Origin of the sequence: Streptomyces sp. NBC_00988 (genome assembly GCF_045162645.1) — a bacterium.
Classification (GTDB): Bacteria; Actinomycetota; Actinomycetes; order Streptomycetales; family Streptomycetaceae; genus Streptomyces.
Window position 1 is genome coordinate 6,574,597 of record NZ_CP108730.1, and the last position, 24,885, is coordinate 6,599,481.

Annotated in this window: 21 protein-coding genes, 1 tRNA gene and 2 pseudogenes; 9 read left to right on the forward strand and 15 right to left on the reverse strand. The window is 71.6% G+C overall.

From position 1 onward, the window contains the following. Positions 1-15 precede the first annotated feature (15 nt). The 8 genes and pseudogenes from OG496_RS30175 to OG496_RS30210 form a co-directional block, all read right to left on the reverse strand. Positions 16-603 carry a hypothetical protein gene (locus OG496_RS30175; RefSeq protein WP_405973134.1) on the reverse strand — a complete coding sequence of 196 codons (588 nt, stop codon included), beginning with the start codon at positions 601-603 and terminating at the stop codon, positions 16-18. 26 nt (positions 604-629) lie between these two features. After that, positions 630-2,084 carry a hypothetical protein gene (locus OG496_RS30180; RefSeq protein ID WP_405973135.1) on the reverse strand — a complete coding sequence of 485 codons (1,455 nt, stop codon included), beginning with the start codon at positions 2,082-2,084 and terminating at the stop codon, positions 630-632. After that, the gene (locus OG496_RS30185; RefSeq protein ID WP_405976739.1) at positions 2,081-2,887 is read right to left on the reverse strand and encodes an ABC transporter ATP-binding protein; all 807 of its coding nucleotides are present in this window, start codon (positions 2,885-2,887) and stop codon (positions 2,081-2,083) included. The genes OG496_RS30180 and OG496_RS30185 overlap by 4 nt, the downstream gene beginning before the upstream one ends. Positions 2,888-2,957: 70 nt before the next feature. Beyond that, a complete protein-coding gene (locus OG496_RS30190) occupies positions 2,958-3,797 on the reverse strand; it encodes a zf-HC2 domain-containing protein (RefSeq protein WP_405973136.1) in 840 nt (279 codons plus the stop codon). An 8-nt stretch (positions 3,798-3,805) separates the two neighbouring features. Continuing rightward, entirely contained in the window at positions 3,806-4,366 is a 561-nt protein-coding gene (locus OG496_RS30195; protein ID WP_405973137.1) for an RNA polymerase sigma factor, read from the reverse strand. Between the two features lie 243 nt (positions 4,367-4,609). Next, positions 4,610-5,068, reverse strand: a pseudogene (locus tag OG496_RS30200) (phosphorothioated DNA-binding restriction endonuclease); the annotation flags it as partial. Between the two features lie 40 nt (positions 5,069-5,108). Beyond that, positions 5,109-5,318: a hypothetical protein gene (locus OG496_RS30205; protein WP_405973138.1), complete on the reverse strand. Its 210-nt coding sequence runs from the start codon at positions 5,316-5,318 to the stop codon at positions 5,109-5,111. An 87-nt stretch (positions 5,319-5,405) separates the two neighbouring features. Further along, positions 5,406-6,353: a helix-turn-helix domain-containing protein gene (locus tag OG496_RS30210; RefSeq protein WP_366494550.1), complete on the reverse strand. Its 948-nt coding sequence runs from the start codon at positions 6,351-6,353 to the stop codon at positions 5,406-5,408. A gap of 289 nt (positions 6,354-6,642) precedes the next feature. Between OG496_RS30210 and OG496_RS30215 the strand changes: the two genes are divergently transcribed. Next, positions 6,643-7,449 (forward strand): alpha/beta fold hydrolase, encoded by an 807-nt coding sequence (locus OG496_RS30215; protein ID WP_405973139.1) that lies wholly within the window; start codon positions 6,643-6,645, stop codon positions 7,447-7,449. Between the two features lie 54 nt (positions 7,450-7,503). Beyond that, a complete protein-coding gene (locus tag OG496_RS30220) occupies positions 7,504-8,550 on the forward strand; it encodes a nuclear transport factor 2 family protein (protein WP_405973140.1) in 1,047 nt (348 codons plus the stop codon). A gap of 45 nt (positions 8,551-8,595) precedes the next feature. On the opposite strand, the gene OG496_RS30225 is transcribed toward OG496_RS30220, so the two are convergent. Both OG496_RS30225 and OG496_RS30230 read right to left on the reverse strand, forming a co-directional pair. Next, a complete protein-coding gene (locus OG496_RS30225; RefSeq protein WP_405973141.1) occupies positions 8,596-9,720 on the reverse strand; it encodes a low temperature requirement protein A in 1,125 nt (374 codons plus the stop codon). Between the two features lie 49 nt (positions 9,721-9,769). Beyond that, positions 9,770-10,627, reverse strand: coding sequence for an MBL fold metallo-hydrolase (locus tag OG496_RS30230; protein WP_405973142.1), 858 nt, complete (start codon positions 10,625-10,627; stop codon positions 9,770-9,772). Positions 10,628-10,816: 189 nt separating this feature from the next. On the opposite strand from OG496_RS30230, the gene OG496_RS30235 reads away from it, so the two are divergent. Beyond that, positions 10,817-11,647 carry an aldo/keto reductase gene (locus OG496_RS30235; protein WP_405973143.1) on the forward strand — a complete coding sequence of 277 codons (831 nt, stop codon included), beginning with the start codon at positions 10,817-10,819 and terminating at the stop codon, positions 11,645-11,647. A gap of 23 nt (positions 11,648-11,670) precedes the next feature. After that, positions 11,671-12,117 carry a 4-oxalocrotonate tautomerase family protein gene (locus OG496_RS30240; RefSeq protein WP_405973144.1) on the forward strand — a complete coding sequence of 149 codons (447 nt, stop codon included), beginning with the start codon at positions 11,671-11,673 and terminating at the stop codon, positions 12,115-12,117. Positions 12,118-12,132: 15 nt separating this feature from the next. On the opposite strand, the gene OG496_RS30245 is transcribed toward OG496_RS30240, so the two are convergent. The 3 genes from OG496_RS30245 to OG496_RS30255 all read right to left on the reverse strand — a co-directional run bounded on the left by OG496_RS30245 (position 12,133) and on the right by OG496_RS30255 (position 14,637). Further along, entirely contained in the window at positions 12,133-12,771 is a 639-nt protein-coding gene (locus OG496_RS30245; protein ID WP_405973145.1) for a prolyl oligopeptidase family serine peptidase, read from the reverse strand. Further along, positions 12,771-13,676, reverse strand: a complete 906-nt coding sequence (locus tag OG496_RS30250) for an alpha/beta fold hydrolase (protein ID WP_405973146.1) — start codon at positions 13,674-13,676, stop codon at positions 12,771-12,773. Before OG496_RS30250 ends, OG496_RS30245 begins: the two co-directional genes overlap by 1 nt. Positions 13,677-13,767: 91 nt before the next feature. Beyond that, positions 13,768-14,637, reverse strand: a complete 870-nt coding sequence (locus tag OG496_RS30255; protein WP_405973147.1) for an alpha/beta fold hydrolase — start codon at positions 14,635-14,637, stop codon at positions 13,768-13,770. A gap of 168 nt (positions 14,638-14,805) precedes the next feature. Between OG496_RS30255 and OG496_RS30260 the strand changes: the two genes are divergently transcribed. From OG496_RS30260 to OG496_RS30280, 5 genes and pseudogenes are all read left to right on the forward strand, one after another. Then, a complete protein-coding gene (locus OG496_RS30260; RefSeq protein ID WP_405973148.1) occupies positions 14,806-17,598 on the forward strand; it encodes an AAA family ATPase in 2,793 nt (930 codons plus the stop codon). A 205-nt stretch (positions 17,599-17,803) separates the two neighbouring features. Beyond that, positions 17,804-18,565 (forward strand): RNA polymerase sigma factor, encoded by a 762-nt coding sequence (locus OG496_RS30265; RefSeq protein ID WP_405976740.1) that lies wholly within the window; start codon positions 17,804-17,806, stop codon positions 18,563-18,565. Further along, positions 18,562-19,545 (forward strand): CU044_5270 family protein, encoded by a 984-nt coding sequence (locus tag OG496_RS30270; protein WP_405973149.1) that lies wholly within the window; start codon positions 18,562-18,564, stop codon positions 19,543-19,545. The genes OG496_RS30265 and OG496_RS30270 overlap by 4 nt, the downstream gene beginning before the upstream one ends. Before the next feature lie 113 nt (positions 19,546-19,658). Then, positions 19,659-20,858, forward strand: a complete 1,200-nt coding sequence (locus OG496_RS30275; protein ID WP_405973150.1) for an AAA family ATPase — start codon at positions 19,659-19,661, stop codon at positions 20,856-20,858. Positions 20,859-20,878: 20 nt separating this feature from the next. After that, a pseudogene (locus tag OG496_RS30280) lies at positions 20,879-22,497 on the forward strand (VWA domain-containing protein). A 421-nt stretch (positions 22,498-22,918) separates the two neighbouring features. Here OG496_RS30280 and OG496_RS30285 read toward each other — a convergent pair. Both OG496_RS30285 and OG496_RS30290 read right to left on the reverse strand, forming a co-directional pair. Beyond that, a complete protein-coding gene (locus tag OG496_RS30285) occupies positions 22,919-23,902 on the reverse strand; it encodes an AraC family transcriptional regulator (RefSeq protein WP_405973151.1) in 984 nt (327 codons plus the stop codon). Between the two features lie 389 nt (positions 23,903-24,291). Further along, positions 24,292-24,365: transfer RNA gene (locus OG496_RS30290), tRNA-Gly, on the reverse strand. Positions 24,366-24,885 lie beyond the last annotated feature (520 nt).

Below are 24,885 nucleotides of genomic sequence, written 5' to 3' on the forward strand. Positions count from 1 at the left end.
TGTGCCCCGGGCCGCCTACCGCCTCGGCCCCGCGACGGCGTACACCGCGGTACCGGCGACCAGGAGGAGCAGGGCTGTCCCGGTGCCCGCCGGCGTGCCGGCCGGCAACAGCAGCCAGCTCGCCACCCGTGTCGTCGTACTCGTGGCGGCCGGGGCGAAGAACGTGAACGAGAGCCAGGCGAACGGCAGCGTCCACGCGTACTGACCGCCCGCGAGCGCCGCGCCCAACGCGGCAAGTCCCGTCAGCCCCGCGCTGTCCCGGACGACGAACCCGGTGGTGGCCATGGAGGTCCCCACGGGCGTGCCCACCCCCTGTACGGCCAGCAGCACCGCCGCGACCACCGCCCCGGCGAGCAGTACATGCGCCGCCCTGCGCGGCACCCAGCGGATCGCGGCCGTCCGGTCCAGCGCGAGGTCCTGCCCGCTGAACCCGATGGACGTGGCCATCACTCCCGTGGCGAGGACGAGTACGGGCAGCCGTGGATCACCGGACCCTTGGGCGCCGCCCCTGGCGAGTGCCCGCATCGCCGCCGCGCCGATCACCAACGCGGCGAGGGACGCGGGTACTTGACGCGAGCGGGCGTACAGCGTCAGCCACCTCACCGGGAGGCACCTCCCAGACCCCCACCTCACCGGGACGCCCGCCCCGACAAAACGTCGAACGGGTCCCCCTTACAAGCCAGCGCGGCGCCCCGCATGGCGTCGATCCGCGAGACCTGCTCGGCCCGCGGAAGCGCCATGAGCTTCTTCCACACCGGGCGGGCCTTGGTGTCGACCTCGTCGCGCGTTCCCGCGGAGACGCCAGGCAGCGGCTTCAGCTCCCCAAGGACCCACCCGACCGCGACAGCCTGCGCGTACTGGTCTCCCCCGAACCCGCTCCATCCCACCGGAGTACACCCCGGCACCAGCCCCTTGGCGAGCAGGGCCCACGTCAGTTGCCGCGCACCCCGCGCCGCCGTGACGAGGTCGTCGTCGAAGTCCAACAGCACAGTCGTACGCGACCACTTCGGAGTGGAACCCACCGCCTGCACGACGGTGTTCTCCCGCACCGAGACCGGCGCCCGTTCGCCGAGGGCGCCCCGCAGCAGCCGTAGCGCCTCCTTGCCGGGACCGGCCAGTGCGGCGAGCCGGTCTTCGTGCGTCCTCGTCACGCACACCGGCCCCTCGCACACCAGCTCCGCGGCGGCCTTGTCGACGACGTACATCCGGCTCGGGTCGGACGGGAGGACGAGCAGGGCGAGGACCGCGCCCGCGAGGACGGGGGTGAGGGCGATCAGCCGGGCGCGCCGGGTCGCGGCGACCAGGAGCGCGAAGCCGGTCGTGGCCATGCCGAGGACCCAGATCGTCTGCCCGATGTGGACGGGGGCGGAGAGCGTGACGAGGGCGCTGTGGACCTCGTCGACCTCGGGTGACAGGAGGGAGACGCGGTTCGGTTCCGAGGTCGGGAAGCCCGTCGCCGGGTCGGTCGTCGCCGTCCGGCCGAGGGACAGGTGCATGAGGGCGGTGAACGTGAACGCGCCCATGGCCAGCAGGGGTGGGGTGAGCGCGGACGGCAGGGCCCGCCCCGCACCCATGCCCAACACGCCGCCCGCGACGAGGAAGAGCGCCCCCACGAGGGAGATCGGCAGCCAACTGAGGTGCGTGTACTGGGTGTTGGCCAGCACCTGGACCCCGCCCACGAGGACGAGGAGCGCGTAGGCCGAGGCCAGCGTGATCGCCGTCGCGCCCGCCGGTACGGCCGCGCGGTGCCGGGCGGGCCGCGGCGTGCTCGTCAGCAGCTCGACCATCTTCGAACGGTGGTCGCGCAGCCCCTGCAACGCCCCGAACCCCACGGCGAGCGGACACAGATAGAACAGCAGGCTCCGGGTCCACAGGGCCAGGGACGTCCACTGGGCCGTCCACGCCGTGGTGCCGTTCCACCAGGCGGCGTTCACCAGATACAGGAACGCCAGCGCGCTCGTCAGGATCACGCCGCCGGCCCAAGGGGCGACGGAACGTCTCAACTCGATACGCAGGACACGGAAGTTGACGTCGACGTGCGGGACACGGATGTTCAAGTCAGCATGCAGGGAAAGGCCGTTCACCAGGAGCCCCTCTCCCGCTCGGGCTCCGACAGCAGCGCCGAGTAGCCCCGCTCCAACGGGCTGTCGCCCACATGCCCGGGACCACCCGCCGCGGCCAGCTCGTCCGGAGTGCCCTGGAAGACCAGCCGCCCCTCGGCGAAGAGGGCCACATCACTGCAGGCGGCGGCGACGTCCTCGACCAGATGGGTCGACACGACCACACACGTGTCCGCGCCCAACTCCTGCAACAGCTCCCGGAATCGCAGCCGCTGCGCCGGGTCCAGCCCGGCCGTGGGTTCGTCGAGCAGCAGGATCGCCGGGTCGTTGACGATGGCCTGCGCGATCCCGACCCTGCGCACCATGCCACCGGACAGCGCCTTCATCCGCTCCTCGGCCCGGTCGGCCAACCCCACCCGTTCCACGGCGCGTTGGACCGCCCCGGGGATGTCCGCCTTCGGCACCTCCTTCAACCAGGCCATGTACTCGACGAATTCACGCACGGTGAACCGCTTGTAGTAGCCGAACTCCTGCGGCAGATAACCGATCCGGCGCCGCAACGCCCGATGCTCACCCACCCCGCCCGCGGACTCACCGAGCAGCTCCAACGTCCCCCCGGCGGGCCGCAGTACGGTGGCCAACGCCCGTATGAGGGTGGTCTTCCCGGCCCCGTTCGGCCCGAGCAGACCGTGCACACCGGTCCCCAACGACAGGTCGAGCCCGTCGACGGCCATCCGCTTCCGACCGACCCTGACCTTCAACCCCGTGGCCCGAATTTCCCAGGCATAGGGCGTAGGCGCGATGTCGGCCGCGCTCATGGCGGGCATCATGTACTGGTCCTTTCCAAGGGGATTTCCAGTGGCTTTCCAGTGGCTTCTTCAGTGGCTTCTTCGTCGGTCACCGATGGGCTCCCAGCACGGAGTACGCGCCCCGGCGGACGATCACGACCCCCACGCCGACCGCGAGAACCAGCCCCCACACAGCCAGCCCACCCGCCTGCAGCGTGAAGGTCGCACGGCTGGCAACCACGGTCGGGGCGACAACCACGCCGGCCCATACGACGACCACCGCCACGGCGGCACGGGTCACCCCGACGACACCGCCGAGCGCCAGGGTCGTAGAGGTGAAGGCCAGACAGGGCAGCAGCCACTGCGCGGCCGTCACCCCCGGCACCCCCGTAGCCCAACCACCCACCAGCAGCGCGGGAACGACCACGGCAAGCACGGAAGCCGTACGCCGCAGCACCAGCTGAAGCCCGGCCCTGGGCACGGAAGCCGTCAACTCGTAGGCCGGATCGAGCCCTTGAGACCAAGAGGCCGCAACGCCGAGCACGGGCAGAACCGGCGCGAGCAACAACACCAACGACACACGGCCGGACCCCGATCCGAACCCGTAACCACCGCCGACCAGATCGAGCAACAGCGCGAGCACAGCGACGCTCACGACCATCCCCAGCCACGGCACCATCACCGGCGTCAGCCAACTCGACACCCGCACCGACCGATACCGCCGCCGCGCCACGGGCACCCCCAACCGAGGCTCAAGCCCGTCCCACACACTCCCGACGAGCGCCGCCACCCCCGGCACCTCCGCGGCAACGACCGCCGCAAGCCGATCCCGACACACCCGACACGCCTCCAGATGGGCTTCTACGGCCCACACCTCATCGGCGGTGAGGTCGTCGCCGCCGCGCGCGTAGCAGCCGATGATCCGCGTCGACGCATGTTCCACGCTCATGTCAGCCCTCATGTCAGCGCCCTCCGCATCGCGATCCGGGCCCGGCGCGCACGGGTCTTGACCGTGCCCTCGGGCAACCCGAGCAGGACGGAGGTCTCCCGGACGGACAACCCGTCGAGCACCAGGGCCTGCAGTACTTGCCGGAGTTCCGGCGCGAGACACCGCAGCGCGTCCCCGACATCCCCGCCGACGGTCGCCGCGAGCACCTCCTCCTCGGCGCCGGGCGCGGCGTCGACGGAAGCGGCGGCCGGCGGCGGCTCGGCATGATGGGCCCGGCGCCGGAAGGCGTCGACGAGCCGCCGCGCCGCGATCGTCCACAACCACCCCACGGCCGACCCGCCCACCGAGGCCCCCGCGAACGCCCCCGCCGCCCGCCACACCGCCAGATACGTCTCCTGCATCACCTCGGCGACGATCTGCTCGTCGGCACAGCGCCGGCGCAGCCTCACGGCCATCCACGGCGCGGTACGCCGGTACAGCTCGTCGAACGCCGCACGGTCCCCCCTGCCCACCAGCCGCACGAGCCGCTCCTCGTCCCGCTCGCCGAGTGCCTTCCTGACTGCTCTCACACCGGCTAGACGCGGGGCACGGCCCGCAGGTTTTCCGCCTGATGTGAGCCCGGTCACATCACGTGCGCCCCCCCGGCGCAACAAAAAGAGCCCCAGGGCACCGGCCGGGGGCTTCGATCTGGAGCGGGTGACGAGAATCGAACTCGCACATTGACCGTGGTTGACCGGTCTCAAGGGCACGCCGTCACCCGGAAGGCCGCCTTGCAGGAGCACGCGGGAGAGCGGGGTTCGGTGGTGGATCGGTCAGGTGGCCGGCGGGGCCGGGCGTGGGGCGCCGTGGAAGACCTGGCTGGTGTGCCAGGCGCGGTGGCCGGCCGCGACGGGGCGGGCGGCCGACTGCGGGCCGATGACCGGGCGTCCGGCGAGTGCCACGACGTGCTCATGTGCGGCGGTGCTGTGGCCGACGAAGCGCTGCGAGACCAGGATGCGGTGGCTGTCGTCGAGGCCGAGGACCCCCTTGTCGAAGAGCTTGTGGTGCAGGGAGCACAGGCACAGGCCGTTGTCGACGTCGTCCGGTCCGCCGAAGGCCCACCAGCGCACGTGAGCGGCCTCCAGCCCGACGGGCACCGCGCCGATACGGCCGTCGTAGCCGCAGAATGCGCACCGGTACTCGTAGGCGGTCAGCACCAGTTCACGCATCCGTCGGTCCCGCTGCCTTCGGACGGTGGGGAGTTGGCGGGTTTCGGCCGGCTCCAGGTCCAGGCGGAGCACCGGTTCGGGTGGATCGAGATCCGTTCGGCCGTCACGCGTAGAGCAGGGCGAGGCGGATCCGGTCGAGCCCGGCGCGTGAACGTGGCCGTACGCAGACCAGTCCGTGGTCGATCGCCCGCGGCAGTCGCCGCTCGGTTCCGGACCGCTCGGCGACGAGGACCGCCTGCGGCCCGCTGCCTCGCGGCGGACGGTCCGCGTCGTGCGTCACCTTGAGCGTCTGTTCGCCGGGTTCGTGAGCCACTCGCCGGGGTGGAGCGGCTTGTCGGGCCGGTAACAGCCGGACGCCGGACTTGGACAAGTGCGGGTGGCCGAAGGCGGCGAACTCGCCTCAGGCGGCCCGGTGTTGGAAGGTGCGGCGGTAGGACGTGGGCGTGATGCCGAGGGCGTCACGGAATCGGGCGCGCAGGTTGGCGCCGCTGCCGAGGCCGCACCGGACGGCGATCTGTTCCACCTGGAGGTCGGTGGTCTCCAGGAGTTCTCGCGCGCGGTTGATGCGGGCGGTCAGGAGCCATTGGTGGGGGCTGACGCCGGTTTCCTGACGCCACAGGCGGGTCAGGGTACGCGGTGAGACGCCGGCATGGTCGGCGAGGTGGGGGATGGTGAGGTCCTCTTCGAGGTGGAGCAGGGCCCGTTCGCGGGTGTCGGCGAGCGTGGTGGCCCGCGGGGTGGGGAGGGTCCTGTCGATGTACTGGGCCTGTCCGCCGTCGCGGTGCGGGGCGGCGACGATGTCCCGGGCGACGTCGTTCGCGACGGCCGCGCCGAGGTCCTTGCGGACCAGGTGCAGACACAGGTCGATGCCGGCCGTGACGCCCGCGGAGGTCAGGATGGTGTCGTTGTCGATGTAGAGGACGTTGCGGTCGACGCGCACCCGGGGGTAGAGCTCTTCGAGGTCGTCCGCGCTGGCCCAGTGGGTGGTGACGGTGCGGCCGTCGAGCAGTCCGGCCGAGGCGACGGCGAAGGCGCCGGTGCAGATGGAAGCGATGCGTATCCCGGCGCGGCCGGCGAGCTTGAGAGCGGCCCTCACCCGTGGGCGCGGAGGGCGCCGGAAGTCCTCGAAGCCCGGGACGATGATCGTGTCCGCTTCGGCGAGCGCCTCAAGACCCGCGGTCAGCCCGAGGGTGAAACCGGCGCTCGTGGTCACGGCCTCCTCGGTGTCGCCGCACACGGTGAGCTCGTAGGGGGTGTTCGGACGGGCGTTGAAGATCTGCGTGGGGATCCCCAGATCCATGGGCAGCACGCCGTCGACCGCCAGGACCATGACCCGGTGCGTGTTCATGGCCGCAATATTACGTCCGTGGCCAATGCCGCAGGGAAGGCCAGGAAGCGGTCATTGCCCTGACCCGGAGCTGTTCCCGGGACAAATCACCTGTTCAAGCCGATGATCGCGCGGCCGTAAAGCAAGGCTTCCTCCACGCCATCCTGGCCCAAAAAATACGCATGCTGGCAGATGAGCCGTGTCCCGGACGGGAGGTTCCGGAGCAGGATCGGGGAACGAGCACGGGGCAGCCGACTCCTCACACCGGTGGAGCGGTCCCAGAGCCCCGGCCGTGGACGAGGAGCCGGCGATGACTTCGCAGGAGCAGAACGTGGTGGGCCGCTTCTTCGACGTGCGGGGCGGCCAGGTGTACGCCCACGTCCGCGAGGGCGACGGCCCGGCGCTGGTCTTCCTGCACTACTGGGGAGGCTCGCGGCGCACCTGGATCCCGGTGCTGCGGCGGCTGGATCCAGGGCAGGGCTTCGTGGCCTACGACCAGCGTGGCTGGGGCGACTCCACGAGCGTGCCGGGACCGTACGACCTGGAGCAGCTCGCTGACGACGCGCAGCGGGTCGTCGACGCGCTCGGATACTCCAGCTACGTGCTGGTCGGGCATTCCATGGGCGGCAAGGTGGCTCAGCTGCTGGCCGCGCGCAAGCCCGCCGGTCTGCGGGGAGTCGTCCTCGTGGCACCCGCGCCGCCCGCGCCGATCGGGGTGACCGAGCAGGTACAGGAGACGGTGTCCCACGCCTACGACGACGAGGAGGCGGTTCTTCGGAGCATCGACCTGATGCTGACCCGCGGCGGGCTGGCTCCCGAGCTGCGCCGGCAGGTGGTCGAGGACAGTCTGCGCGGCGGCGACGAGGCCCGTCTCCAGTGGCCGCGCCAGGGACTGGTCCAGGACGTGTCGGCCGGCGTCTCGGCCATCGGGGTGCCGGTGCTGGTTCTCGCGGGCAGCGACGACAAGGTCGACCCGCCGACCGTGCTCGCCGAGCACCTGCTGCCGCTGATCCCCACCGCCACGCTGACCGTCCTGAAGGACACCGGCCACCTCTCCCCCCTTGAGGTGCCCGACCAAGTGGCCGCGCACATCGGCGCGTTCGTCGCCCAGCTGTAGGCACACCACCCCAGCCGCACATCCCCAACGACCCCCCCATGCAGGAGACCCACCATGACCACTGACGCACACCTGTCCGTCGCCGAGCAGCTCGACCTCCCCGACACGAGCCTCGCCCAGGAGGCATACGCCTACGCGGCACAGGCCACCCCCGCCTTCGTTCACCACCACAGCGTCCGCAGCTACGTCTTCGCCCGCGCCCATGCACAGAACCAGGGTCTGCACGCCGGCAGCGACTACGACGACGAGCTGCTGTACGTCAGCTGCCTCCTGCACGACATCGGACTGAGCGAGGAGGGCAACGGCGACCAGCGTTTCGAAGTCGACGGCGCCGACCTCGCGGCGGCGTTCCTGCGCGAGCGCGGTGTCGAGGAACGGCGTGTCGCCGTCGCCTGGGACGCCATCGCTCTGCACACCTCCGACGGCATCGCCTCGCGCAAGGGCACGGAGGTGGCACTGGCTCAGGCCGGCATCGCCACCGACATCCTCGGAGCCCGGCGCGAGAGCCTTCCGCCCGGCCTCGCCGACGAGGTGCACGCGCTGCTGCCGCGCCAGGACCTGGCCTACGGGCTCAGCGACGCCATCGTCACCCAGGCCAGGACCAAGCCCCACAAGGCGTCCCCGCTGACCTTCCCGGGCGACCTGCTGCGTCACCACCTGCCCTACGGCGCCCAACCCGGCTGGTACGACCTGATCGCCGCGGCCGGCTGGGGCGACCAGCCGGTCGGTGTCACCGCCCGGCGCCGCGCGGAGACGCCCCAGCAGGTGGGGACCTTGTTCATGGAGTACCTGGAGGCCGGTGACGTCGAGGGTCTGGTGTCGCTGTACGAGCCGAACGCCCACTTCGTCCCCGCTCCCGGAACCCACCTGGTGGGCACGGACGCCATCCGCGGGGCCATGCGGCAGATGGTCGACAGCGGCGCCCGCCTCACGCTCGAACCGCGCGAGATCCGACAGGTCGACGACGTCGCCCTGGTGTCGAACAACGCCGTCCTCACCGGGGTCGGACCGGAGCCGGTGCTCTCCACCACCACCGAGATCCTCCGACGCCGGCCGGACGGCGGCTGGGTCCACGCCGTGGACGACCCGTTCTTCAGCTGACCGCCCCGACCAGGGCTTGCCCGGCGGGCACCCGGCGCCGAGTGATCAGCCCGTCCGCCGCACGGCCCAGGTCGTCACCGCCGCCAGCGCCGCGGTGATCACGGCCATCAGGGGCACGGCCGCGGAGGTCCGGGCCGCGGCCAGGACCAGGACCGCGGCCACGGGCGGGGCCGCGACGGCGGGACCGCGCAGCGGCGGGCCCACGCGCAGCCACCGGACCGTCGCGATCCAGGCGGCGAGGGGTATGCCGACAGCCAGGCCCTGCTGGAGGTGTGTGAGGTGCGCACGGCCGGTGAGGGCGTCGACGGAGACGGCGAGTCCGGCGCCGATCGCCGCGGTCGAGGCGAAGACGAGGTAGTGGCCGTAGCCCCAGATGATCGTCGTACGCATGGAGCGCAGCATGCGCTGGGTGGTCCGGTCGAAGTAGAGCCACCACAGGCTGAGGACGAGCAGCAGACCGCTGCCGGCCAGGACCAGCAGGTCGGGGTCGAGGCCGTCGCGCGCGTCGGCCGCGGTCTGTACGGCGGTGGTCGCGGCCAGCACCGCCTCGCCGAGCACGATCATGGTGAACAGCCCGAACCGCTCGGTGATGTGCTCCGGGTGAAAGGTCGTCACCCGCGCCCGCTCGGCCCAGATCGGGACCAGCAACTCGCCCGCGGCCACCGCCAGTCCGGCATAGAGGTACGTCGGCTGGTCGAAGGCGAGGCGAGCGACCCACCCGGCCTGGACCAGGGCGTAGCCGACGGCGTACCGCAGGGCGGTCGTGCGCCGTTCCGGATCGGCGCCGGCCGCCCGCAGCCACTGCATGACCATGGCCAGCCGCAGGATCACGTAGCCGACGGTGATGACGAGATAGTCGCCGGACTCGAAGGCCCGGGGTACGCCGGCGGCCAGGGTCAGCGCTCCGGCGATCTGCACCATGGTCAGCAGGCGATAGAGGTCGTCGTCGTTGTCGTACGCGGAGGCGAACCAGGTGAAGTTCCCCCAGGCCCACCAGATCGCGAAGAACACCCAGAGGTAGTTGCCCACGGCATGGCCGAGGTGTCCGGAGCTCAGGTCGTGATGCAGATGGGCGGCGGCCTGCGCGACGGCGGCGACGAAACAGAGGTCGAAGAAGAGTTCCAGCGGGGTGGAGGACCGGTACGCCTCGTCGGTCCGGCGGGCCGTCATTCTGCGGAGGTTCAGCACCCGCGGGCCCGTGCTGTCCTTGGTGTCCGTGTCAGGTTCCGGTGGTGAGCAGGTCGTGGGCCGCGACCCACAGTGTGTAGGGGTTCGCCAGCTCGGGATGGGCTGCCGTCATCCGGTCGATGAGCTCGCCCGGTGTGGAGCTGCGTTCCAGTGCCGTCTCGAAGTCGGCCAGGTAGCGGCGGCTCTCGTCGATCTGGCGGTGGGCGTCGTCGTCGGCGGCCCGTGGATCGCGGTGCCCGGCGATCAGTGTGTCGGCCCCCAGTGCCGCCACGGCCTCCAGCGCCCGCGCCCACTCGGCCCGGGAGTCCGGGGTCGATCCCGCCAGCCACATGTGCGTCCGGTTGTAGACGACGTCACCGGAGACGACCAGGCTCAGGCCGGGGACGTGGACGACGCTGGAGTGCCCGGTGTCGGTGGTCCCGACCGGGATCACCGTGGCCGTGGAGCCGCCGATCGGGATCGTGCTGCCGGCCAGCGGCCCGGGCGCGACGGGCCTGTCGGTCAACTGGCCGGGGAAGAACCCGCCCCAGACCCGCATGTACCCCGGCGAGATCTGCTCCTCCATCGCGGGGACGGACTCGGCCAGCGCCACCGGCCTCGCCTGCGGGAACGCCGCCAGGATCTCCGTCAGCCCGAGGAAGTGGTCGGCGTGCGGATGGGTGATGTACACATACCCGGGCTCGCGGTCGTGGGACTTCACCCACGCCGCCAGCTCCCGGCCCTCGCGCACGGTGATGAGGCAGTCGACCAGTACGGCACCGTCGTCGTCGCTGATCAGCGTCGAGGTGGACGGCGGCCAGGTCGCCGGGCCCATCACCTCCTCGAATCCCGGAACCGCACTCGGGATCGGCTTGGCATCCACCACGAACACGTCGAAGTCAAGGCTCATCGTCTTCTCCGGCATCGTTCGGCACAGTCCGCATCACTGACCCGGCTGGACCTCATGGTCACCCTGGGGACGGCGGCGGAGTATCAGCATGTTGACTGCACCGCGAGCCCGAGCCCGAGCCCATGCCATGGCCGGCTGCAGTCACGTTGCTGATACCACTCCACGGTGCGTTGCCGGATGCTGGTGCCCATGAACCCGAACGCGGCCACACCCGGGGGCGGCGCGCGCCCGCTGGCGGACGGCAACCAGGTGCCGGTGCTCGGCCTCGGCGTCTGGCAGGTGCCCGACGGGCCTGCGTGCGTCAACGCCGTGCGCTGGGCACTCGACGCCGGTTACCGGCACATCGACACGGCGCAGGCCTACGGCAACGAGCAGAGCGTCGGCCGCGCCCTCCGCGACAGCGGCGTACCGCGCGACGAGGTGTTCATCACCACGAAGTTCCAGCCGCGCGGCACCGATCCGGTCGCCCAGGCGGAAGCCAGCCTTCGCCGCCTCGGCCTGGAACAGATCGACCTCTACCTCGTCCACTGGCCGGCTGGCGGCCCGACTCGGGCCTGGGCCGGGATGGAACGCGCCAAGGAGCTGGGGCTGGCCCGTTCCATCGGGGTCTCCAATTACGACGTGGCCGAACTCGAAGCGGTGATCGCCGAGGGAACGGTTCCGCCCTCCGTCAACCAGATCCTCTTCAACCCGCCGCACCGCCGGCAGGCGCTCCTGGATGCCTGCGCCCGGTTCGACGTCGCCGTCGAGGCGTACAGCCCGCTGGGCACCGGCCGGTACGTCGACGACACCACCGTCGCCGGGATCGCCCGCCGGACGGGCCGGACACCGGCGCAGGTGCTGCTGCGCTGGGGCCTCCAGCACGGACTCGTGGTCGTGGCGAAGTCGACGCACCGCGACCGCATCCACGAGAACGCGCAGCTCTACGACTTCACCTTGTCGGCCGAGGACATGGCCGAACTCGACGCGCTCGACCGGACCGGCGGCACCGGCCGCGCCCTCGAAGCCAAGTGGTGGTAACACCAGCACCGAAGGAGTACGCCATGCCCATGATCGACGTGTACGCCACAGCGGGCACCTTCACGGACGGGCACCAGCTCGCCAAGGACCTCGCCGCCACCCTGATGGCCATCGAGGAGGTTCCGGACATCCCGATGTTCCGCCGGAACACCGCCGCCTTCCTCCACGAGTTGCCGGCCGGTGACCTCTCGAACGTCGACGGCGAGTCCACCTACGTACGCGTGCAGGTGCTGACCAACGGGGGTGCTCTCGACCGCGACAAACAGCTCGCGGTGGTGAGCCGGTTCACCGGCATGGTCGCGGAGGCCGCCGGTGACCCGACGCTCGCGGACCGTACCTGGGTGCTGCTGACCGAGGCCGTGCCCGGTGGATGGGGACTGGGCGGTCACGCGCACACCAACGACGAACTCGTCGCCGCGGCGCTCAAGCAGATCGCGGAGCTGAAGGCGATGGCCGGGGACCAGTCGTGAGGTAGGCGGGGGCGGTCACGCGTGTTCGCGGATCCAGGCCTCAGCCAGCGTGGTCCAGATCGCGGCCTCGCCGGCGTTCCGGGCGAGGCCGAGGCTGTGCGGGCCGTGGGCGAACACGTGCACGCTGTGCGGGACTTGGCCGGCCGCGAGCGCCGCGGCAAGGCGGTAGGCGTGTTCGACGGGGACGTAGGGGTCCTCCGCGGTGTGCCAGACGAAGAACGGCGGCGCCTCGGACGTGACGAGCGCATCCAGTGACGTCGACCGGCGCAGCCCGGGCCCCGCGTCCTCACCGAGGAGGATCAGCCGGGCCGGACGGTAGGTCTCGGTCTCCATCGAGGTGATGGCGTAGCCGAGCACGGCGAAGTCCACCGCCTCGTCGGGCCCGGCCCCCGGCGCGAGGGCGGCAAGGCCGGCCAGATGACCTCCCGCGGAGAACCCGACGAGACCGATGCGCCGTGCGCCGGCCGCCCGCAGGCGGCGGATCTCGATGCGCAGCGCGTCGAGCGGCTCCGGGTGCCGGGCGTTGAGCGGATAGCGGAACACGCTCGCCCGTACGCCCAGGCCGCCGAGCCAGTCCACCACCGGTTCGGCCTCGTGCGCGGCGTGCACGGCGTACCCGCCGCCGGGCAGGACGATCATGTGGGTGCCGGTCATCAGGGACCGTCGAGGAAGGCGTCGACGTCCGCGGCGAATTCCGCGTGGTGCTGGAACAGGAACCCGTGCGCCGCGTCGGGATAGATCTTCACGCGGGCCTGCGGGACCAGACCGGCGAGCAGGTGGGAGTAGTGCGGCAGGATCATCGGGTCATTGTCGCCGTTCGCCACGAACACGGGCATCCGCAGGCAGCCGAGCCGCTGGAGCTTCGCGTGATCGGGGATCCCCCACGTGCACACCGCGTCGTACTGCGCCTCGCGGGTCGCCCAGTCCGTCGCGGTGTCCCGGTCCGCGCTCCGGGCGCCGTAGATCCGCTGCAGGGTCTGCCGGCCGGCCCGCACGCTTGTCTCGGACCGGGCGAAGAAGACGTTCAGGTACTCCTCGGGGCTGGTCTCGGGGTTGCCGATCGCGCCGATGACCTCGGGGGCCCAGCCGTGCATGCCGTCGGCGCCCTGCGGGGCCGACGAGGCGAGCACCAGCCTTCTGACGAGCGCCGGCCTGGTCAGGGCGATCCGCTGCGCGACGAAGCTGCCGAGGGAGAAGCCCAGGACGTCGACGGGGCCGGGGCCCGGGCCCGGGCCCCCGGTCGACCCGGTCGACCCAGTCGCCCCGATCGCCTCGATGAAGGCGATGGCGTCCCGTGCCATCCGGTCCACGGTGTGCGGAGTCGTTCCGGTGGAGCCGCCGACTCCGGCGTTGTCGAAGGCGATGACACGTCTGCCCGAGGCCAGCGCGTCGATCAGCGCCGGATCCCAGTTGTCGAGGTTTCCACGGAAGTGCTGGAGAAGGACCAGCGGTACACCGGCGCCGTCGTCCGTCGGCCCGGTGTCGCGGTACGCGTAGTCGATGCCGTTCGCGGCCTTGACCCGCTCGTTCGGCAGACCTGAGTACGAGGTGAGCTCCATGACCCGAGCGAATCAGCCGCGGCGCGGCGGCGGAATCCGCATGTTGACTGCACCGGGCCGAGAACGCGCCCCGGCGGGCCCGACGTACGCGTCACAGGGCCCGCAGAAAGCCGACGAGCAGGTGGTTGACCTGGGCGGCGTGCGTCCAGATGATCGCGTGCCCGCCCTCCGGCAGCATCGCGAGGCGGGCGTCGGTCAGCATCGCGGCCAGGCGGTTCCCGGTCGCGCCGGGCGGCATGACCCGGTCCTGGGCGCCCTGCACGATCAGGACGGGGGCCGTGATGCGGGCGATGTCGGCCCGGAAGTCCTCCCGCCAGGCGACCGCGCACCCCAGGGCCGCGGCGGCGGACACCCGCAGCGCGACGTGGAAGCTGTTCTGCCATGCCTGGTCGCTCACCCGGATCCCGCCGAGCGGGTCGGAGCCGTCGCGGTAGTCGGTGTTGTAGTAGTCGATGTTGTAGTGCCGGTCCAGGTAGGTCTTGATCGCCGCCGGGCGGTCGGCGGACAGCTCGCCGAGGAAGGCGTCGAGGGCGCCCGGGGCGATGCCCTCCGGGTTGGCGTCGGACCGGGGCAGGAACGGCGGCAGAGGCGCCAGCAGCGCCGCGCCGCGGACCCGCCGCTGCCCGTACGTTCCCAGGTACCGGGTCACGTCCCCGGTGCCGGAGCAGCAGCCGACGAGTACCGCGTCCCGCACGTCCAGGACGTCCAGCAGTGTGTTCAGGTCGGCGGCGAACGTGTCGTAGTCGTAGCCCGCTGCCGGCCGGCTGGAGGCGCCGCCGCCGCGCCGGTCGTAGCTGATGACGCGGTACCCGGCCGTGAGCAGCGCCGCCTCCTGCTTCTCCCACGAGCGCCCGTCGGCGAGGTAGCCGTGGACCAGGACGACCGGCGGGCCCGCGCCATGGTCCTCGTAGTGGATCCGGATGTCACCGGTGTTCTCCCGGCCGACCGTGACGTACGGCATCACGGACCCGCGTTCCCTCGCGCGCGGGGGCTGACGTAGGGACCGGCGCGGGGGACATCACAGGGGGCAGCGCAGGGCACAGCATCCATAGACTCGACCCTGTGCCGTGCGGTGGCCGTCCGGTATCCGCAACCTGACTGCACACGAGGTGAGGGTGGCGTTTCCGCGATGACCCGCGAGGAGATGTCCCGCAAGGAGCTGACCCGCAAGGACGCGAACCTGATCGGGCGGCGGGAGGAGCTGTCCCTGCTGCGGGAGCTGATCGCCCCGCCCCACAAGGAGAGCCACGTTCTGCTGCTCCTGGGCGATCCGGGTCTGGGCAAGACCGTCCTGCTGGCCGAGGCCGCGCGCGAGGCCGGGGCGGCGGGGATGCGGGTGCTGGCGGCCACCGGCAGCGAGTCGGAGCGGGACCTGGCGTTCGCCGGGCTGCACCAGCTGCTGCGCCCGGTGCTGGACCGCGTGGTGAGCCTGCCGACCCGTCAGGCCGAGGCGCTGCGCGGCGCGTTCGGGCTCACCGACGAGCCCGCGCCGCCCGATGCCCTGCTCACCGGGATCGCCGTACTCACCCTGCTGTCCGAACTGTCCGACGAACAGCCGCTGTTGGTGGCGGCCGACGACGCGCAGTGGCTGGACGGCGCCTCCCTCGACGCGCTCGCCTTCGCTGCCCGCCGCCTGGAATCGGAGCAGCTCGTGCTGCTGGCCGGCGCCCGCGGGACCGTACCTCCCGCCGGTTTCGAGCGGGACCTGCCGCGGCTCCTGCTGCGCCCCCTCACCCGGCCGGACGCGGGCCTGCTCCTGGACGCGCAGCCGCGCCCGCCGCACGGCCGGCTGCGGGAACAGGTGCTGGCCCAGGCGGCCGGCAACCCCCTGGCGCTGATCGAGCTGGCCAGGGTGATCGCCGCGGATCCCGACGCGGGCCGCCGATGGACCGCCGAGCCGTTGCCGCTCACCGGGCAGCTGACCGACCTCATGGCCGCCCAGTACGTCGCTCTGCCCCCGGCGGCCCGATCTGCGCTGCTGCTCGCCGCGGCGGCCGACAGCCCGGACCTGACCACGGCGCTACCAGGGCTTTCCGCCGCGGCGCTCGCCCCGGCGGAAGCGGCGGGCCTGATCCGGCTGGACACGCCGGGCCCGCGGTTCGCCCATCCGCTGACCCGGTCGGCCGTCTACCACGCCGCGCCCTTCCCGGAGCGGGCCGCGGCGCACCGGCAGGTCGCCGACGCGCTCCGCGACCGGCCCGACCGCCACGCCTGGCACCTGGCCGCCGCCGCGCCGGCCCCCGACGAGCACCTGGCCGCGCTCCTCGAAGACAGCGCGGCCCAGGCCCAGCGCCGAGGCGGCGCCGCCGCGGCCGCACGCGCCCTCGAACGCGCCGCCGAGCTCAGCCCGGCCGAAGGCGACAGGGCCCGGCGCCTGCTGGCCGCCGCCGACCTCGCCCTGTCCGCCGGACAGGCCGACTGGGTGCGCGAACTGGCGGGCCAGGTCCTCACGTTGACCTCCGACCAGGACCTGCGCATCGCCGCCCGGCTCGACATCGGCTGGTCGCTGCTGTGGTCCAACCGCAACGCCGAGGCGTTCGACACGCTCCTGTCCGTCGCCGCCGAGGCGTCCCCGAGGCTGCCGGCCCTCGCATGGCAGGCCGCCTGGATGGCCGCCACGGTCGCCCACCAGACCGGGCTCCCCGAAGTCTGCGCGAAGGCACGTGCCGCCCTCGACCTGCTCGACTCCCAGGACGGTCCGACGCCGGCGCCGGCGGCCGAGTACCGGATCTGGATCCGGGCCTGCACGAACCCGTTCGCCGAAAGAGCCGACATCGTCCCCCGCCTACGGCGCACAGCGGAAGGAAAACCCCTCTCGGACCCGGGTACGTTCGGCGCGGCGGCCTGGGTCCTGGACGAGACCGAACTGGCGGTCAGGGTGCTGCGCGAAGCCCTCAGCCGGCTACGCGCCCCGGGCCTCCGCGGTGCCAGCGGCGGCGTGCTGTCGGCACTGGAATGGGCGTACGTCGACAGCGGTCGTTGGGACGACGCACTCGCCGCAGCCCGGGAGGCGGGCGACATCGCCGCCGCCTACAAGATGGAGACCGTCGCGGGCTCGGCCGACCTCACCACGGCCATCGTGGCGGCCATGCGCGGCGAACACGACCAGGTGGCACCGCTGTTGGCCCGCGTGCGCGCCGCCGTGGACACCGGCGAATACCGCGGGTTCGCCGCCAGAATCTGGCAGACAGCAGGTCTGTCGGCGCTGGCCCAAGGCACCTACACGACCGCGTACGCGCAGCTCAGCCGCCTCTTCGCAGCCGACGGCACACCCCTGCACCACCACTTCTCCTACCTCGCCGTCGCCGACGTCGCCGCCGCGGCGGTGCGCGCCGAACGGCGCCTCGAAGCCCGTACGTTGCTGGAGCGCGCGCTGGCTCGGGTGGACGCCGCGCCCGGGCCACGCCTGGCACAACTCGCGGCCCGCGCCCGCGGACTGCTCGCCGAGCCCGACAGCGCCGAAGCCCATTTCGCCGCGCCCCTGGCCGACCCCACCGGAGACACGTGGCCGTTCGAACGGGCCCAACTCCAGCTGGACTACGGGGAGTGGCTGCGCCGACAGCGACGGATCAACGACGCCAAGCCCCTCCTGGTGACCGCCCTGGAAACGTTCCGTCACCTGGGCGCGGCCCCGTGGACCCGGCGCGCGGAATCCGAACTGCGCGCCTGCGGCGTAACGGTGCGACTCCCGCAGGCCGCCCCGGGCGCACTGGACGCCCTCACCGCCCAACAGCGCGAGATCGTCATCCTCGCCGGCCACGGCCTGACCAACGCCGAGATCGCCGACCGCCTGTTCCTGTCCCCCCGCACCGTCGCCTCACACCTGTACCGCTCCTATCCCAAGCTGGGCATCACCGGCCGCCGCCAACTCCGCGACATCATCGACGAGCAGGCCACCCCACGGACCGACAGCAGCCGATGAGCGTGTCCGCCGCCAACGATCCGGGGTTCACCTGGAGCGGGTGACGAGAATCGAACTCGCACTCCCGGCTTGGGAAGCGACGGTGCTCTCGGGGTCAGATTTCGCCTGACCTGGTCGTATGTGCTCTGGCATAGGGATTGAAGGAATCGCTCGTCGTGTGATCGTCGCCACAGAGACGACAAGTGCCGAGCGGACAGGGCTGATTGTGGAACTTTCCCTGCGTGACCGGATACGCGCCGGTGATCCGGAAGCCTTCGCCGAACTGTTCGGCGCGCATGCCCGGGCCGTCTTCGGTCATGCCGCCCGACTCTCGGCGGATCGGAGCACCGCGGAGGACGTGGTGTCCCTGACCTTCCTGGAAGCCTGGCGGCTCAGGGAGAAGCTGAGACCCGAAGCCGCGGCCGTGGACGCCCGAGACGCCGACGTGCCCGACGGCGACGGACTGCGCCCCTGGTTGTACGGCATCGCCACCAACGTTCTGCGCAACACGCGTCGCGCCGCCCGCCGGCACAGCGCCGCGCTCGCCAGGCTCCCCGACCGCCCGGCGGACCGTGACACCCTGCCCGACTTCGCCGACGACGTCGTCGGGCGCATGGAGAAGGCCGAGCGGCTCGCTGCCGCGCAGACCGCGCTCGGCCGGCTGCGCAGAGCCGAGCGGGAGGTGTTCGCACTCTGCGTCTGGTCAGGACTGAGCTACGCGGCCGCGGGAGAGGCCCTCGGCGTGCCGGCGAGCACCGTACGGTCGCGGCTCGCCCGGGCGAGACAGCGTCTACGGACGTTGTCGGAGGCGGAGTTGGCCCGGCACACGTCCGCCGGGCGGCCGGGCAGGTATCCGGGGGAGCCAAGTGCCGCCGTGACACCGGATGTTCCACCTCAGCAGGAAAAGCCGGGACTCGGCCCGCGCACCGGACAGGTACCGGGTGGCCGTCCCGAAACGGCCCGGTCGACTCAGGAGAAGCACCGATGAACCCCGAAGAGCGCGACGAACTGGCCAGGCTGCTGCCGAGCCCGGGTGAGCCGGTCCTGACGAACGACTGCCACGACCTGCTGAAGGACCATCTGATGAGAGAACTCACCGAGTTCAGAGAGTTCACCGAGCCGGCCGCCCCGGAACTCCCGGAACTCCCGGAACTCCCGGACATCGCGACGGCCCTCCGCCGACGAGCGCGCACCCCCCGCCGCCGGTTCGCCGTCATCGCCGTACCCCTCGCCACGGCGGCGGCGATCGTCGCCGCGGTCCTCGCCGGCGCCGTCGGGTCCGGGACCGCCACGAACGACGCGGACGCGGTCGACCTCCTCAACCGCATCGCCGAGGTCGCCGCCGCGAAGAAGTCCGTGCCGGTCAGGGACGACCAGTACGTCTACGTCCGCACTCAGGGCTCCATGAAGTTCTCGGACAAGGACATCCGGGTCCTGCGTGAGGCACGTTGGACCGCCGTCGACGGCAAGCGCGGGGGACTGAGCCGGGTCACGGTGCTGGTGGGTCCGCCGTTCCGGCCCCGGGACCCGTTCTCCTCGTACTCCAAGGGCACGCACGACATGAGGCTGAGCCCCGATCCGAACGTCACCACGTTCCGTGAGCTTCAGGCGCTGCCCACCGACCCCGGCGCACTGCTGGCGAAGATCTACGCGGGCACGAAGGGGGAGGGGCAGACCAGGGAGAGCGCGGCGCTGGAGAAGATCGGCGACATGCTGCCCGACGCCACGCTGCTGCCCGAACTGGACGCCGCGCTCTACCGCGCGGCCGCGAAGATCCCGGGTGTCTCGGTCGTCCCCGACGCGAAGGACTACACCGGCCGCTCGGGCATCGGCCTGAGTTTCAAGGAGCGCGACGGCCGCACGATCTGGGTCTTCGACAAGAAGTCCTACGACTTCCTGGGCTCGGCGGACGAGGCGCTGCTGGACGTCGGGGTCGCGGACAAGGCGGGCGAGACACCGGCCGCATGACTCCCTGTTCCTGGAGAGCCGTCCCGTCCCCCGGCTACCTTGCACCTCGTCGTAGCCTCGCGGGAAGGGCCGTCTCGTCAGCCCAACAGGGCATCACAGGCTAGGAGTTGACTATGGGCGGGCTGGGCGCGCAGGACACGGCCACGAGGCTGCGGGCGATCAGCGACGAGCTGTCGGACCGCTTCTACGAGCGGGCCGACGTGGTGCGGACGCTGGTGGTGACGCTGCTGGCCGGACAGCACTCGCTGCTGCTCGGCCCGCCCGGAACGGCGAAGTCCGAGCTGGCCCGGGAGCTCACGGGCAGGTTCGAGGGGGCGTCCTACTGGGAGATCCTCCTCTCGAAGTTCACCGCGCCGACGAGGATGTTCGGCCCCGTCGACGTCGCCGCGCTCGCCCGGGGTGAGTACCGCCAGGTGTACGAAGGCCGTGCCACGACCGCGCACATCGCGTTCATCGACGAGATCTTCAAGTGCTCCACGGCGGCGCTGAACGAGACGCTGGGCTTTCTCAACGAGCGGATCTACCACCCCGAGAGCGGCGGCGAGCCGATCAACTGCCCCCTGATCGGGGCGATCACGGCGAGCAACGAGCTGCCGAGCGGGGACGACACGGCCGCGATCTACGACCGGCTGTTGGTGCGGATCGAGGTCGGGTACCTGGAAGACCCCTCGCACTTCGCCGCGCTGGTCCGCTCCGCCGTCAGCCGCCCGACGGCCCCGACGCGGACCACGGTCGAGCTGGCGGCGTTGCAGCGGGCCGTGACCGAGGCCGTCCCGGCCGTGGACGTCCCCGACGTGATCGTGGACGCGGTGTGCACCCTGCGGGCCGCCCTGCGCCGCAAGGAACTCGTCGCCTCCGACCGCCGCTGGCGGCAGGCGGTGGGCCTGCTCCAGGCGTCCGCGTACCTCGACGGCCGCCCGGCGGTCGCCGAGACCGACCTGTCGGTGCTGACCCACGTGCTGTGGGACTCCCCGGCCCAACGCCCCACCGTCGAGCGCGAGGTGCTGCATCTGGTCAACCCCGACGCCAAGGAGGCACTCGACCTGGCCGACACCATCGACGAGCTGGAGGCCCAACTCGACGCCATGGCAGGGCAGTCCCGCGAGGCGCTGAGCGAATGGGTCATCAAGAAGGCCCACAACCAGCTCGCCACAGTGGGCAAGCGGCTGGAGAAGCTGCGCGAGGAGGCGGCGACCGCCGGCCGCTCCACCGCCGCCATCGACCGGGTCACCGGCCGCCGGCGCGCCGTCCGCGCCCGCGTCCTCACCGAGGCGCTCGGGATGGACGCGAGCATGGTGCAGGCGCAGCTCTGAACACCGGGGGATCAGGACTCATGGACGAGACACGGGCCAGGCTCGACGAACTGGCCGGCCGGGCCGGGAGGTGGCTGGGCCTGTCCACCGCCGCAGCCGAGCAGCACACCACGGCCGTGGTCGCGGACCGGTTCGACCGGCTCACCTGGCAGGACACCTGTGGGCAGTCGGCCGGACTGCGGGACCTGGCCCAGGAGTTGAACCAGCGTCACGACCACACCACCGACCTCCTGACCGACGCGTTCCTGGCCGCCTACAAGGTCCGCCCGCGGTTGCGTGAGCGCGCGGAGATGGACCCCTCCCGGCTGGTCAACCACCAGGTCATCACCTCGCTCCTGGACTCACCGGAGTTCGCCGAGCTGCACCGGGAGACGGCCGGCGACCCGTACGCCGCCGCCATGGCCGTGCTCGCCCAGGCCGCCGCGCTGCGCCGGATACTGGAGCGCTCCCGGGATGCCCAGGAACAGGCCGAGCAGGCGAAGAAGGCCCGGCAGGCCGCCGAAGGCGCGGCGAGCGCCGTGGACGAGGCGCTCCGGGAGGCCGCCGACCAGGCCGACGAGGACGGCACCGTGCCGTCCCCCGCCGGCGATGCCGTACACCGGGCGATCGAGGCCGTCGGCGCCGCCGAGGCCACCGCGCGGCAGGCCGCCCGGGACGCCACTCAGGCCCTCACGGCGGCGGCCCCCGGTATCCGTGCCACCACGCGCAACGCGGTGGCGAAGGCCACCGAGGGCGCACGGCAGGAGAGCGCGCTGATGCGGGCATGGGGAGTCGGTCCCGGCGAACTGGAGCGGATGCCCTTCGACCAGCGGGCCCGGCTCGCCGAGCGGCTGCGCACCGGCCGGCTCGCCGAATGGGCCGAACTGATCGGCCGTTTCCGGCAGATGGCCGACGGCGAGTGCGCCCGCAAGGTCGAGAACGCCACCGGAGAACTGGTCGGCGTCACCCTCGGCGACGACCTCTCCCGCGTCATCCCCTCCGAACTCGCCAACCTCGGCCTGCCCGCACTGCGCGCGTGTTCGCCGCGCGCTACGCCGCCGGGGAGCTGATGCTCTACGACAGCCAGGGCGAGCAGAGCACCGGCCAGGGCGCCGTCATCGCGTGCGTCGACACCTCGCACTCCATGTACGAAGCGGGGCCCGGCGGAGTCACCCGGGAGGCGTGGGCCAAGGCATGTGCCCTGGCGCTCCTCGACCAGGCCCGTCACGCGGGGCGCGACTTCGTCGGCATCCTGTTCTCCGCCGCCGACAAGCTCCAGGTCTTCCGCTTCCCGGCCGACCGATCGGCCGGCATCGCCCAGGTCCTCGACTTCGCGGAGACCTTCCTCGGCGGCGGCACCAGCTACCAGCGCCCGTTGTCGGCGGCCGGCGAACTGTTGGAGGCGGAGTTCAACGACACCACCCGCGCTCGCGGGGACATCGTGATGCTCACCGACGACGACTGCGGCGTCACCGAGACATGGATGCGCGGCTGGAACGAGGCCAAGCAGCGGCTGGGCTTCCGCGTCTTCGGCGTGGCCATCGGCGCCCCGCGCGTCGCCGAAGCCGACTCGGTCCTGCACGCCCTGTGCGACAACCTCCGCTCCATCGAGGACTTCACCGACGTCCACGCGGCCGCCGACCTCTTCCGCGTGATCTGACCCGGGCCTCCTCCCCGTTCGGCGGTGCCATGCGTGCATCCGCACTCTCGATGGCCAAGAAGGCCCCGCAGGACGGGTGTGTCGTCGCGCACTGTGTATGTGCTCTCCTCGTCGGTGTGCCTTCGGTACGGTCAAGGTCCGGGCCGGCGCCGACCCCGGCCCGGACCTTGACCGGTGTTGGGCAGCACACCGTGGCGGGGTACAGGCCGCATGTGCGCTGCCGACCCGCCCGCGGCCGTTGGGGAACGCCGACGGGCGGTGACCGGCCCGAAGGGGTGGAGACGGGCCGGTCGATGTCCGCGCGGCGGACCGAAGAGGCGGACGCGCGAACTCCAGGAATCTAGCCCGTGGCAGCCGCCGCGCACGATCCACTGAGCGCGGCTGCTGTCCGCGCAGCGCGGGGCGATGGTGTGGGCCGTGGTCACCCGGAACGCAGTGTCTGCGAGGGCAACTCGCCGAAGCGCGCTCGGTAGCGGGACGCGAAGCGGCCCAGGTGGTCGAAGCCCCAACGATGGGCGACCTCGCTCACGTTCACCTCGCCCGGTGTGCCGCTGCGCAGCTCGTCGTGGGCGCGGCTGAGGCGGACGTCGGTGAGGTAGGCCAGCGGGGTCATGCCGACGTACTGCTGGAAGGCTTCTTGGAGTCGCCGCACGCTCACTCCGGCGAGCACGGCCAACTCTCCTACCGTGAACGGGTGTTGCGGCATGCTGTGCATGGCCTCGACAGCACGCTTGACGGGGCCGGGGCGCAGGGCGGAGTCCGGTCGGTCGAGCTCGTCGCGGTAGCGGTGGCCGGTGGCGAGGAGGAGCCCGGTCAGCAGGGCCTCCTGGAGCGGGCGGGCGACCATCGGCCGGGTGAGCAGCCCGCCGTCCTGTATCTGGTCGAACACCGCGCGGATCATCCGTACCCAGCTCAGGCCCGCGCCGTGCGCGACGTCCAGTTCGGGTGTGAGGACGACGGGGGTGCGCAGCGGTCGGCCGAGAAGGCGTTCGAGTTGACCGTTGAGGGCCTTGGGGTCGATCTTCACGGCCAGCATGGAGCAGTCGGTGCTCACTCGATCCAGGGCCGTGTCGCCGTACGGCTGGAAGACGGCCGCGTTCGCGGCGGTCGCCACCGCGTTGGTGTGCGTTCCTTGCCGCCAGGCCAGGTGGCCACCCATGGGGACGTCCACGTGGTAGGAGCCGAGTTCTCCGAACCGTATACGCACCTCCGCGCCGAAAGAGAGTCGTCCGAGTGTGAGCGGACCGAGTGCGGCGATGTCGTACCGGGCCGTGAACTCGGCACTGCCGTCGGGCACGTCGATGAAGTTGGCGTAGAAGCGTTCCTGGATGACCTGCCGAGCCTCGTCCACATCCGTCGTCCGGAACTTCAGCACTCCCTGGCCCTGGTTGGGTGAGTGGTGCATACCGCAACCTCCTGCGCCGTTGGACCGTACGAGAAACGGTGCACATTATCGCCACCCATCGCCTGCCGCCGTGCCCCTGTTTTTCCGTCCCACGGCAGACATGGCCGGAACGAGACGTCGCCTCGGGCTGCCCCTGTCGAAGATCTTGGAGCGCTGAAGACCCGTTGCCGACGGCCCGCCAGGACTTCGGGCGAGGGATCCCGTGCCGGTTCAGGAGGTTCCGGAATGCGGTCGGTGGCCGGCCGCGGGCACTCCGCCGGCCGATGGCAGACCACTGAGGCGCTCGATCTCTTCGTATCAGCCGTTGTCAGGACACGCGGAGGGCCCACCACCCTAAAATTGGTCTAGACAACAAAGAACCCCCGGGTCATCGACCTGGGGGCTCGTGCTGGAGCGGGTGACGAGAATCGAACTCGCACTCTCAGCTTGGGAAGCTGATGTTCTACCACTAAACTACACCCGCGAAAAACGCCGGTTGAACCGGTGTCGGAACGCCCGGCCACTGTACCGCATGTCAGGTCCCCGGCGCTGAGGCCATGGGGGTGCGGCTGCGTTCCGCAGGGCGGACGGGGCTGCGGCGGGGCGGAGTTGGGGCGTACGGTGGAGGCGTGGAAGAGGGTCTGGGTGGGACCGGAGTGCCGCCTGGAGAGTCGTTCCTTTCATCCCGTAATGTGGCATTTGGCGTCCGGCGAGCAGCAGCCGGGCGCGGCTCTTGGGGAAGGGACTCATGGACTTGATGGAGCGCACCGTCGTCCGATGTGCCGATGGGCACGTGTTCAGTACCGCTTCGTTCCCGATGCAGCAGGCGGAGCGGCTCGGCCCCGGCCGGCTCGTGAGGTGTCCGCGGTGTGCCCGGCTCCGCAGTGTGGTGCTGGTTACCTTGGAGAAGCAGTAGCCGTAGAACCGGCAGTAGTAGCGGTATCAGCAGCGGTATCGCGGTAGTCGCTGGCGCGCGGGTCCGTCCGATTGTGGTCGGTCCGCGC